This window comes from Dyadobacter sandarakinus (genome assembly GCF_016894445.1).
GTDB lineage: Bacteria > Bacteroidota > Bacteroidia > Cytophagales > Spirosomataceae > Dyadobacter > Dyadobacter sandarakinus.
In genome coordinates this window covers 1,984,920-1,997,054 of the sequence record NZ_CP056775.1, presented here as the reverse complement: position 1 = coordinate 1,997,054, position 12,135 = coordinate 1,984,920, and the positions used below count along the sequence as shown (strand labels likewise).

The window sequence follows — 12,135 nt, the reverse complement described above, 5'->3', positions numbered from 1 at the left end:
TTTAGGGTCGACGGAAAAGTTGAAAAAACGGATCGAAATCGCTGGTTGCGTAAGCTTTCTGCAACCGTGCCGAAACCGCGCGTCGCTGTACTTCAATGACCTGTCTTTCAGTTCGGGTCAGGAGCTGCAAGGCGTCGGTCAGCGCAAGGATGTTTTCGATCCCATTGTTATATAAGGATAACCGCTGTTGATAGGCCGCATTGGCTGAGCGTAGGGTTACAGGCAATTCCTGCAAAGCGAGCCGGATCGTCGCCATCACCGAATCGGCCATGGTAACCGTATTTTGAAGCTGCAATTTTTCGACATTGAGCAGACTCGTGGCCTCGCGGACCCGCCATTGTTGCTGATTTGTGCGGGTCTTTGCACGTTTGAAATCCGTGAGGTTCACCGTAGCAGCGACGCCCACCAGAAAATTGCTCCGGCTGTAACCGAAGCCGCGGCCCAACGGACCAAAGTTGTTGTCGATGTCCAGACTTGTTCCCCTTGCCCAGACGGAAGTAAGCAGCGAAACCCTCGGCAGCGCCGACTTTCGGATCAAATCGATCTCCGCATTCTGGCGCGTCAGCAGGTTATCCCGATAGCGCAGCAGCGGATGTCCAGACTGCACGTCACTGGGCAACGGCTCGCCTAGCAGTAGCCGCGCATTAAAAACAGTATCGATCTGCATTTCATTGATCGGCCTGCCCGTCAGCGTTGCCAGCTGCACATTCGCGCGGCGATATTCTTCCTGCAACTGGTAGTAACTCAACCTGGCTCGCGACAGCTCCACAGCCGCCAGCGACGAATCGAGTCCGGGGCGGATTCCATTAAACACGAGGTTATTAATAATCCTGCGCGCCGTATCCACACGGGCCAGGTTTTGCTGCTCTATTTTCAGATTTTGTCCCAGCCACACCAAGTCCAGGTAAGTGTTGATCACCACCTGTCTTAAATTAAACTGCTCGCGTTCCAGGCCTGATTCACCCACAGCGATGTCGGCGCGCGCCAGCTTATTCTCTGCCTCGAACCGGCCGAAATTGTACGCTTCCCAGTCGGCAGTGGCCAGTGCAATGTTGCCCGAAGCCAGTTCCGCACTGTTATCCGGCCGACGACCTCCGGCAGTTGGTACAATAAGTCCCAGTGAAAAATAAGAACCGGAAAGACCATTGGCGGTACCCATATTCACCTGATCGTGCAGGCGCACATTGGGCAGGCGGTTGTCGCGCAGCACCTGCAGGTTGGCACGAAATGCTTCGAGGGCCGACCGTTGTGCGGCCAGCGTGGGGTAATGGTTAATGGTGGATTCCACCGCCTCTTCCATGCTCAGCATTTGCGCTGTGGCAGGCGGGCCGAGGATCGGGAAAATCAGCAGGAATAAGAACAGGGTACGTTTCATGAAATGATTTGCTTCGGCACTTACATGGTAGCCAGCGCACTGACTGGCTCAGTTTCAAATTAAATAGCGAGCCGATTAGAGGGTATTGAGAAGGTCATTAGAATTTGGTGAGAAGCCCGAGATTTGTCGTCGGTTCGGGTTGTGATCCTTATTTTTACAAAATCAAACAACGCGTAAAATCCGTATGCATGTCCTGGTTGTGGAAGACGACATCGAGCTAACGCAGTTCATTCAAAAGGGCTTACAATCCGAGGGAGTGACTGTGTCCGTGGCTTTCGACGGGGTAGTCGGTAGAAGTATGGTCAATGAAAACAAATTCGATGTCATCGTGCTGGACGTGAATTTGCCCGGTCTGAATGGCTTTGACCTGTGCCGCTTTATCAAACAAAACTGGCCCGCCGTACCGGTGATTATGCTCACAGCATTAGGGAGTCTGGACAACAAGGTACTAGGCTTCGAAGCCGGCGCCGATGATTATCTGTCCAAACCATTTGCATTCAAGGAGTTGATGTTTCGCCTGCGTGCATTGGCCCGGCGGCATCCTTCCCGCGCGCCGCGTCCGAAGCGTCTGCAGCTGCTTGATCTGGAAGTGGAAACCGATTCGCACCGCGTGTGGCGTGCCGGCGAGCGCGTCGAGCTGACTGCTCGCGAATACGCGCTGCTCGAATATTTTATGCTTAATCAGGGCAAGGTGATCAACCGTGTAGACCTGCTTGAAAACGTCTGGGATGTGCATTTTAACACCAATACCAATGTGGTAGACGTGTATGTCAATTATCTGCGCCGGAAGATCGACAAATATGAACCCCGACTGCTGCATACCGTGTTTGGTGTCGGATATTTGCTGGGAGCCGAGCCATGAGCATCAAGCAGCGCATCACCATTGGGTTTGGATTACTGGTAGCTACATTGTTGCTGCTGTTCTCCATTTTTATTTATCAAACCTACGAATCTTACCGTGAGTCACTGATGCATACGCGCCTGCAACGCAGGGCATTGGCGGGGCAAATCTACCTGGAAAACAGGCCGGAGTTTCACCGCTCCAATTACCTGACGCTTCCTGATCAGCACGAGATTTTGCTCGATAACACCAACAAGGTAATCTATCAATCATCGGGCAAAAATGATTATCAATTGACACCGGCCCTGCTCAGTGAGGCGCGAGAGAAAGAAGTGTATTTCGATTATGAATCAGGGCCCTGGCAGGACGAAAAGGAGGGCGTTGCACTGTCTTTCGAAAGTGGCGGGATGCGTTATATCTCAGTCGTGACTGCCTTTGACGTAGTCGGCCGCCAAGCTAGCGAAAGCCTGCTGTTTATTCTGGCGAGCGGAAATGTGATCCTGCTAATCATCATTTCGCTAGTCGGTTTCTGGTTTGCCAAAAGCGCCATGCGCCCATTCGATGGTTTGATCAGGCAAATGAACCCGGCAGCGGTAAACGATTTTACATTCAGGCTGCGTCAGGACAACCGGCAGGATGAGGCGGGGTATCTGGCCAATTCTTTTAACGAACTTTTAAGCCGGCTGCAAAGCCTGGCCGTTAGCCAGGAACACTTTGTATCCTATGCTTCGCACGAAATCCGCACGCCGCTAACGGTTGTAAAAGGGATCCTGGAAACATCTTTGGCTTATGACCAAAGCTTGCCTGAAGCAAAACAAAGCCTTGAAAAAGCACTGGTCAGGCTGGAAGGTGCCATTGATCTTGCCAACTCCTTGCTGCGGCTCGCCGAGGTAGAGGTTTTACAATCCGACCGATTGAAAGAGGACATTAATATCGTCGATACTGTCCTGGATACCATAAGCTATTTCGGCGAAAAGTACCCTGATCAGGAAATCAACTTCCAGCTTTCGGACCGGTTTACAGAAAATAGTTCCAGAATCCGCATTCTTGGAAATACCACTTTGCTTCGTACCGTTTTCACAAACATTCTGGACAATGCCAGCAAATATTCCGGGCAAAAACCCATTGACCTGGAAGTGGATTGCGACGAATCATGGGTAATGATCACAATCACAGATCAGGGAATCGGTATTCCGGAAGCCCAGTCGAAAGACGTGTTTATGCCCATGATGCGTGCCGGAAATGTGGGCAATAGGTCGGGCTTCGGGCTGGGATTGACTTTGGCAAAAAAGATACTTGACCTGCATTCGGGTGAGCTGATCATTCATTCCGGAAATATGGCAGGCACTATTGTGTCTGTAAAACTGCCTGCATTGCCGTTGAGCTGATAAAAATTCCAATTACCTTAAGGCATTTACCAACATAGCTTTTGGAATGAAATCGATTCTTATTCTTTATATTTTTTTGCTTTCTTCATTAGTTACCCTGGCGCAACAGCAGCGTGAGATTTTCTTTGCCGACGTGACTATTTATGTTGAAGGAGACACGTATTACCTCACCGGATCGAAAGGTGACGGTGACGGGCCGGAAGGATTTTCTTTTCTAGAATCAAAAGACCTGAAAACATGGAGGGTACCTGCACAATCCAAAAATCCGCAAGGTATGATCCTTACCAAAGGCGACCATACTTTTGGGACCAAAGGCTTTTGGGCACCGCAAATTTTTAAGGAAAAAGACACTTATTACATTACGTATACAGCCGACGAACAAACTGTATTGGCCGAATCAAAATCGTTAACGGGTCCTTACCAACAAAAAGAAGTCGGGCCGATTGATGGTTCTGGAAAGAATATTGATTCTTATATTTTCAAGGATACCGATGGTAAATACTATCTGTATCATGTTCGCTTTGATAAAGGAAATTATCTGCATGTGGCCGAGTTTGATTTGAAAACCGGAAAGATTAATCCGGCTACTCTAAAAAGATGTTTCAACCAGACAGAACCCTGGGAAGCGACACCGAACTTTAAATCCAGCCCTATAATGGAAGGGCCGACGGTAGTCAAACTTAAAAACAAATATTACCTGTTTTACTCAGCCAATCATTTCCAAAATATCGATTATGCGGTCGGCTATGCAGTCGCCGATTCGCCTTACGGGCCATGGGTAAAATATAAAGGTAATCCCATAATTCATCGATCGATTGTTGGTGAGAATGGCTCCGGGCACGGCGACCTTTTTGATGGGCCCGGAAAACAATTATATTATACTTATCACATTCACAACTCACCAGGAAAAGTAGGACCACGCCGTACACGTATCGTTCCGGTTGTCAGAAAATGGGATGAAAAAGCGGGTGTTTACGAATTCAGCGTAAAAGCAGACGAAGTGATTGTTCCGGTCATAAAAGAAAAATAGCTGGCGCCAACGGGGATGAAGGAAATGGGGAGTGTGATTGTAGGTCGATGAGTTTGCAGCCGCGGCTATAGTTGCCGTAAAAGACGAAGTTAATGGTTTCGCCTGTTGAAAGGATTTTATCAGGATATTACACTCACACAGGATCCAGCTAGGGGACGGCGCGTAATTCGAGTTTGTCATGTTTTTGGTGTAATTAGTTTTCAGACCGGACGCTTTTATGTATTATGGTCCATATTCACCGCGAAAATGCAATAAGCCTATGTTTAAATTTGTGAAGTATCTTCTATGTGCGACTGTGCTATCAATTACAGCGCTGGGGCTGACAGACTGTAATTCCGGCAAGAATGAGACAGTGAATGCTTCTGACAGCACTTCGGCGGATTCAGTCAACAGCACTATCATCAGCACGGTCCCGACTGACTCTGCCCATTTTACCTTTACCATGGTTTTGGATTCGGTGTACCAGCATTCACCAAAGCATGTGTTCAAGGCTTTAATGGATGGTCATCGCAGGTTTTTAAAAGACTCCTCTTTTGTATATAGTTCCGATAAAATGGTACCCGACAGCCTGGCCAGGATAAGGCCGGTGCTGGTCGTAACTGATATAGATCTCAATCAGTCAGTTGAAAAAATCTTTGATTTGCGGCGCTCGATGTTTGTAGAGTTATCCAGTCCTGCCTGCCTGATTGATCCTAAACAGATCGCCGTAATGGAGTATGCGGTCAAATACAGTGGTACGAAGGTTATCCTCATTCTATCCAGCAGCAACAGCCGTATCATCGGTGCGGCGGTTGACAATGTGCAGACGCCCAATTTTGGAAGTATCGTAAACGAATTGTCCCTGGCTACCAAGTCGGCTCCCGAGTTTGCAGACCGTTCTTCTGCCAACAAGGATTTTATCAATAACATAGCGCAGAGCCAATCCCGGCTCACACTTGAAAAGATTGTGCAGTACAGCCCGGAAATAAAGATGCTGGCAGACAGTGGCAGGATCGTTTTAAAAAGTGCATTTTATGACACCGGTAAAAAATCTGTCACGGTTCTCGACAGGCAGGCTCCGGTAAATCCTTCCGTCAAAAAATAGACCTCATGGCTATATTACTCAACGCTGAAAACATGTTTGAGCTACCGCTTAGCAATCCGGTACTCATATTTTCATTGGTACTTTTTATCATTCTTTTTGTCCCGTTGTTGCTCAACCGGATCAAGGTGCCCTACGTGATAGGCCTGATCCTTGCCGGGGTAGCTGTTGGTGAGCATGGTGCCAACCTGCTCCGGCGTGACAGCAGCATTGTGCTTTTTGGAACGGTTGGCCTCATTTACATTATGTTTCTGGCCGCGCTGGAAATTGACATGAAAGAGTTTCGAAAAAACAGTTCCAAAAGCCTAATATTCGGGGTTTTCACTTTTGCGGTGCCCATGCTGATCGCAGCTCCGGCAGCGCGCTTCCTGCTTGGTTTCAGCTGGATGTCGAGTATCCTGTTTGCCAGTATGCTGGCTTCGCATACGCTCATTTCTTATCCTGTCGCCGCCCGTTTTCATGTGCATAAGACCAAAGCAGCCATTATCGCTGTCGGCGGGACGATCATTACCGACATCCTTTCCCTGCTTGTCCTTGCAGTGATCGCAAAAATGAGCCAGGGTGAAATCAACCAGGCATTTTGGATTCAGCTTATCGTGTCCGTTATTGTATTTGCGCTTATCGTCTGGTTTGTGTTCCCGATCATAGCCCGCTGGTTTTTCAAGCATTTCGACGATAATGTTGCACAATATACGTTTGTGCTCGCAATGGTGTTTCTCGGCTCATTTCTCGCGGAGCTTGCGGGCATTGAACCCATTATTGGTGCATTTCTTTCCGGACTGGCGCTCAACAGGCTGATTCCCCATCATTCTCCTTTGATGAACCGGATTGATTTTGTCGGTAACGCGCTTTTCATTCCTTTTTTTCTGATTGGGGTGGGCATGCTGGTCGATATTCAGGTACTTTTCAAAAGCACAGAATCCTTGAAAGTTGCTGGTGTGATGACTCTTGCGGCCCTAGGCTCAAAATGGCTGGCCGCATTACTGACGCAGAAGTCGTTTAAGATGAACGGGGACGAGCGCACGTTGATATTCGGACTCAGTGCAGCGCGTGCAGCTGCCACACTGGCAACGGTGTTGGTAGGCTACAATATCATCATCGGGCAAAATGAACTGGGCGAACCCATTCGTTTACTGAATGAAGATGTTTTAAATGGTTGTCTAATCATGATCCTTATCACATGTACCATTGCCTCCATAGAAACCAGCCGGGCCGCGGTTAGAATAGCCCGCAAAGCGAATGAAGGTGCAAACAAAGCGATGGGTGAGGATATGCGGAATATCCTGATTGCGGCATCGAAAGAAGATACGATAGATTCAATGATTGAGCTTGCACTTTTGATGCAGCCCAGAAAACAGGAACAGAACATTTTTGTGCTCTCGGTGATCAGTTCGGAAACCGCCGACCGGGAGTCGGAAGAACGCAGGCTCAGACAGTACCAGGATAAAATGGTAAGCACTGCGGCTGCCACAGATGTGATCGTGTCGCCACTGATCCGCTATGACGTCAGCTATCTTTCAGGTATTCAGCATACCTTGGAAGAAAAAAGGATTCATGAAGTAATTATTGGGCAGCAAAGAGAAAAGGAGGGTTCTGACTCGGCCACTGGCTTAAAATCCCAGGAACTGCTTGCCAGGTGCCAGCAGGTTGTGTACCTGATCCATGGTATGCAACCTTTGAACACCATTGGCAATATCACAGTGGTCTGTTCTGACCGGGTGGAACTGGAAGCCTCTTTTCCTACATTAATCGAGCGGATTTCAACGATTGGGAAACAGCTTAATTGCGACGTCCACTATTACGGTACCGAAGATTCCCTCGTTTCCATCCAGACATATAATCAGGCGAACAAAGGGCCGGGGGCACAGTTTACACAATTTGACAACTGGAATGACTTCCTGATCCTATCGCGGGATGTTCGGAAGGAGGACTTGTTTGTAGTGATTTGCGCCCGGGCTGGCAATGTAAGTTATCACAATGCTTTGGCAGATGTGCCCCGCCACCTTGCTAAATACTTCAGTGAATACAATTATTTGTTGATGTATCCGGATCTTCAATCCGACTTTTTACAAACAGGTCAGACTGAGCGAACTGGGGAAATGCTTCAAAAAGGGTTTACTCAAATTGGTAAAACCGGAGATAAGTTAATTCGTAATATCCTGAAACCAGGACACTAAGTTGAAGACCATTGACTATGCTCTTATAGCGTGTTGCCTCAGGCAAAAGCATGGTGCTTGAAATTGCATATTGGATTGATGTCTAGATAGGTAGTTCTATTTCCGTACGCTTACTTTCTGAAGTCTTCCAATAAGTGAAATAGATTAGATATAGCTTCCAAACCGATTCAGTTGATAAGAAAAGATTGCATTACCAATCCCTTAGGTTTGATCTCTCTGGCATGATTATAAACAAGCATGTATGAATCAACCCATACTACTTATGAAGCCTGAACAGTATTTACATGTGTCCAGAAGCCTCACATGCCTTATAATCACACTCTGTATAGTAACAGCTTGTTCAAGAAAGCTGACATTTTCAAAGTCTGCTATTGTTCCTGCCGCCCAGGGTTATGTCAAGGTTAAGAAAGATAAAAATAAAAATTATGCTGTAAACCTTGATGTTCGTCATCTATCACCACCAGACAGGTTAGTAGAGGCCAGGAATGTATATGTTGTCTGGGCAGACACAAAGGACAATGGCATTCGTAACATGGGACGGTTGAATAGTAGTCGGGGTCTATTCTCAAAGAAGCTGAAGAGTGACTTGCAAACAGTTACTATCTTCGAGCCCAAAAACTTCTTTATTACTGCCGAAAAAGAGGCTGATATCTCATATCCTGAAGGTCAAGTTGTCATGACAACAAGGTAGCGTAAAGCAAGATTATCTAAGTGGAAAGAAGCTTTAAAAGCCTGACCCATTACGGACTTGGCGCAATTGATGGCGAAATTGGTAAAATTTGCGATGTATACGTTGATGGCGCAACATGGCATATTTGCTATTGGATTGTCGATACCGGAACACTGTTAGACCAAAGAAAAGTTATGATTGCTGCACACTCGGTTTTGGGTATCGAGTGTCGAAATAAAACATTTGAAACAAGTCTTAGTCGAAATCAAATAAAAGACAGTCCTGTCATAGATACAAATAAAGCAGAATCAAATCAACAGGAAATTATATCGGATCACTTTCGAAATTACTGGTTTCTCCCGATTAAACATGGCGTGTTATTGGATAAAGAAGCTAATAGAGGCATTAGCAACATCAACTTAAGAAGCTTAGAAGTTTTACTTAGCTGCAAAATTTATGGAACTGATAGCTACCTAGGTAGGGTAATCGATTATATATTAGATACAAAGTACTGGAAAATAGACTATTTAATCATTGAAATTGGGGGATTGTTTCGGTCACAAAAGGTTCTGATTCCAATAAAGTTAATTAATACGATTAACTGGACAGTATTAGTCATTAACATTAATATGGCAAAGAAGGAATTTGGACAATTACAGTGCTATGATCCGCAAGGCAGAGTGAATATCTTGAGTGATGGTTCCTTTTTAGACTATCATGGACGACCAGCTTCCTAAGCATCAACTTTTACCAGCGCTCTAATAGAAACAAGATGATGGAACCATGATGAAACAGTCCAGTCGATGTATTTTTTTGATCATGATGATCATTCTCAGTTCGAGAGGAAGTCTTTTTTATTTTGAAGGTTCATGATAAACTACTTTAACATATTTGACTTTAAACAAAAGATCAATTATAAAAAAGAGGTCCTAGCCGGTCTGACCGTCGCAATGACGATGATGCCTGAATCGCCGTCATTTGCCATCCTGGCAATGTTTCCACTACTGGCCGGTTTATATGCTGCCTTTATCATCGAATTGGTAACGTCCGTGCTGGGAGGCAGGCCCGGTCTGATTTCGGGTCGAGCAGGCCCGACAGTCATTGTACCTATTGCACTGATGCAGTCGCATGGGATTGAATATGTGTTTGCAGCTACCGCATTGGCTGGTGTCATTCAAATCGTTGTTGGCATCTTTAAGTTTAGTAAATTTATCAGGCTGGTGCCACACCCGGTAATGTACGGTTTTGTAAACGGACTGGCTGTGATCATCTTCCGGTCACAGTTGGAACAATTTTAGACAGTTGTGAAACATTTAAGTTATGATTGCCGCAGGCTCCTGTACAATGCCAGCGACGTGATTGAAGTAAATATCATTGAAGACGCGACTTACCAGGTGTTAGACTAAGGCAAGCATTACAATTCGACGTTCGAGCACTACCTTGATAGGTTCAAAACATTGCATTCAGTATTGTTTTGTCGGGCTGCTTACGAATTCAAACCTATATTTGTCCGGAAAGCACCACTTCTACAACCATGGCAAAAACCCCCATCGAAAGGGTAATAGAACCCGTCAGCAAATTTATTCACCAAGAATACACCAGCGGAATTGTCCTCTTTCTCTGCGTTGTCGCGGCATTGATCTGGGTCAATTTCCCATTTGGAGAGAGCTATCACCATACCTGGGAAACCAGTCTTGAAGTAGGCTTTGCCGGCAATATATTCAACCAGCCACTGCACATCTGGATCAACGACGGACTGATGGCCATTTTCTTTTTCGTGATCGGACTTGAATTAAAGCGGGAATTCATGGCCGGAGAATTGTCCAGCATCAAGAAAGCAGCACTGCCAATGGTCGCAGCAATTGGTGGGATGCTCGTTCCCGCTGGAATTTATTTATTGTTTAATCTGAACCTTTTATCTGCTCACGGCTGGGGAATACCAATGGCCACGGACATTGCCTTCGCACTTGGCTTATTATCTTTGTCTGGCAAGAATATGCCAACTTCGCTTAAAGTTTTTCTATCCGCTCTTGCCGTAGCTGATGACCTTGGCGCCGTGCTGGTAATTGCATTTTTTTATACTGCACATATAGACTTTACTTACCTGCTTTTCGGCTTTGGCTTTCTGGCAGTCCTGCTGAGCGGCAACCTCCTTGGGATCCGGTCAACGCTGTATTATCTGCTGATTGGCATTGCCGTTTGGGCTTGCTTTCTGTTTTCGGGCGTTCACGCTACCATCGCAGGTGTACTAGTTGCGTTCACTATCCCGGCCAGGACAAGGATTGACGAACAAGAATACATTAGTGAAATTCGGTCACAATCTCGCCAGTTTGAAGTTGCAATCCCGCTGCACGGACCTTTGATGACAGCTGATCAGCACCACATTATTGAGAAGATAAAAAGCCTGAGCCTGGATGCCCAAACACCACTCCAAAAGATCGAGTATACGCTTCATCCCTGGGTAGCATTTCTGATCATGCCCATCTTTGCGCTTGCTAACTCAGGGATGCATATCGGAAGCAACTTTTTCTCGGCGTTGGCCAATCCGGTCAGCTTTGGTGTAATGTTTGGTCTGATTATAGGAAAAATGGTAGGCGTATTTGGGTTTACCTGGATGATGGTCAAATCCGGATTGGCAGACCTTCCAAATTTAGTCAACTGGAAACATATTTTTGGCGTCTCACTGCTGGCGGGTGTGGGTTTCACTATGTCATTATTTGTTACAAACCTTGCCTTCACTGATGAAGCCCATGTTGATGCAGCAAAATATGGCATTTTGCTGGCATCAATTATTTCAGGCGTGGCAGGTGTTACTTACCTGAGGTCCATTTCAAAACCTGAGATTCCCATATAAATCAACCTTTTAGTTTCCTGCATCTAATCTATAATTCAATGCATTAACCGCTCGATATCGCTCAGCTCGCCGAAGAGAACGAGTACCTCGTCTTGGCGCAGGACGGTATCCGGGGTGGCAATCCCCGAGGCGCGGCGGAATATTTTGGCCAATCCATCCTCGGAGCCTTTCGACAAGGTAAGCACGGTGAGTACGATCACATTGTAGCGCTTCGTCAGGTCTGCCTGAGCCAGAGTCATGCCGATGTAACGCTCAGGAACTTTCGTTTCAATAATGCTGTATTTCTCAGATATTTTGAAAGAATCGACGATCCCTGAATTGTCAAGCCGCATAGCAAGTCGGTCGGCCGACTCTTCCTCGGGCATAAAAAACTCCTCTATCTGCATAGCTTCCAATACGGTCCGCTGCAAATCCGAAACCACGCGTCCGATGATCTTTTTGACATGAAGCTGTTTTAACAAAGCCGTAGCTAGCAGGGAAGATGCTTCATCCTCTCCAATGGCGACCACCACAGCATCGCAGTCTTTCAGAGGCAACGAGCTGACTGCGCTCCGATCGGTACAGTCCATACACACGGTATGCGTAATCCGGTCTTTTAGCTGTGATACCTTCTGCATATTATTGTCCACTCCAATGGTCTCGTGGCCGAGTTCTGTAAGCCTGACAGCCAATGCTTTGCCAAAGTTTCCAAGTCCAAGAATAATGAATTTCATATCAGA

Annotated in this window: 11 protein-coding genes; 9 read left to right on the top strand and 2 right to left on the bottom strand. The window is 46.5% G+C overall.

Going from position 1 to position 12,135, the window contains the following annotated elements; all coding sequences use genetic code 11:
• Position 1: 1 nt before the first annotated feature.
• Positions 2 to 1,375 carry a TolC family protein gene (locus tag HWI92_RS07900; protein ID WP_204662468.1) on the bottom strand — a complete coding sequence of 458 codons (1,374 nt, stop codon included), beginning with the start codon at positions 1,373 to 1,375 and terminating at the stop codon, positions 2 to 4.
• A 184-nt stretch (positions 1,376 to 1,559) separates the two neighbouring features.
• Between HWI92_RS07900 and HWI92_RS07895 the strand changes: the two genes are divergently transcribed.
• From HWI92_RS07895 to nhaA, 9 genes are all read left to right on the top strand, one after another.
• Positions 1,560 to 2,237 (top strand): response regulator transcription factor, encoded by a 678-nt coding sequence (locus HWI92_RS07895; protein ID WP_204662465.1) that lies wholly within the window; start codon positions 1,560 to 1,562, stop codon positions 2,235 to 2,237.
• Positions 2,234 to 3,604, top strand: a complete 1,371-nt coding sequence (locus HWI92_RS07890) for a HAMP domain-containing sensor histidine kinase (RefSeq protein WP_204662463.1) — start codon at positions 2,234 to 2,236, stop codon at positions 3,602 to 3,604. The genes HWI92_RS07895 and HWI92_RS07890 overlap by 4 nt, the downstream gene beginning before the upstream one ends.
• Positions 3,605 to 3,650: 46 nt before the next feature.
• Positions 3,651 to 4,634 carry a glycoside hydrolase family 43 protein gene (locus HWI92_RS07885; RefSeq protein ID WP_204662461.1) on the top strand — a complete coding sequence of 328 codons (984 nt, stop codon included), beginning with the start codon at positions 3,651 to 3,653 and terminating at the stop codon, positions 4,632 to 4,634.
• 295 nt (positions 4,635 to 4,929) lie between these two features.
• Entirely contained in the window at positions 4,930 to 5,718 is a 789-nt protein-coding gene (locus HWI92_RS07880) for a carbonic anhydrase (RefSeq protein WP_204662459.1), read from the top strand.
• Between the two features lie 5 nt (positions 5,719 to 5,723).
• The gene (locus HWI92_RS07875) at positions 5,724 to 7,892 is read left to right on the top strand and encodes a cation:proton antiporter (RefSeq protein WP_204662458.1); all 2,169 of its coding nucleotides are present in this window, start codon (positions 5,724 to 5,726) and stop codon (positions 7,890 to 7,892) included.
• A gap of 262 nt (positions 7,893 to 8,154) precedes the next feature.
• Positions 8,155 to 8,583 carry a hypothetical protein gene (locus HWI92_RS07870; RefSeq protein ID WP_204662456.1) on the top strand — a complete coding sequence of 143 codons (429 nt, stop codon included), beginning with the start codon at positions 8,155 to 8,157 and terminating at the stop codon, positions 8,581 to 8,583.
• A gap of 20 nt (positions 8,584 to 8,603) precedes the next feature.
• Positions 8,604 to 9,299, top strand: a complete 696-nt coding sequence (locus HWI92_RS07865; protein ID WP_204662454.1) for a PRC-barrel domain-containing protein — start codon at positions 8,604 to 8,606, stop codon at positions 9,297 to 9,299.
• 132 nt (positions 9,300 to 9,431) lie between these two features.
• Positions 9,432 to 9,860: a SulP family inorganic anion transporter gene (locus tag HWI92_RS07860; protein WP_204662452.1), complete on the top strand. Its 429-nt coding sequence runs from the start codon at positions 9,432 to 9,434 to the stop codon at positions 9,858 to 9,860.
• A 236-nt stretch (positions 9,861 to 10,096) separates the two neighbouring features.
• Positions 10,097 to 11,416 carry a Na+/H+ antiporter NhaA gene (gene nhaA / locus HWI92_RS07855; RefSeq protein ID WP_204662449.1) on the top strand — a complete coding sequence of 440 codons (1,320 nt, stop codon included), beginning with the start codon at positions 10,097 to 10,099 and terminating at the stop codon, positions 11,414 to 11,416.
• Between the two features lie 35 nt (positions 11,417 to 11,451).
• Here nhaA and HWI92_RS07850 read toward each other — a convergent pair whose 3' ends face one another.
• Complete coding sequence (locus tag HWI92_RS07850) at positions 11,452 to 12,129, bottom strand: potassium channel family protein (protein ID WP_204662447.1); 678 nt, start codon at positions 12,127 to 12,129, stop codon at positions 11,452 to 11,454.
• Positions 12,130 to 12,135: the final 6 nt, after the last annotated feature.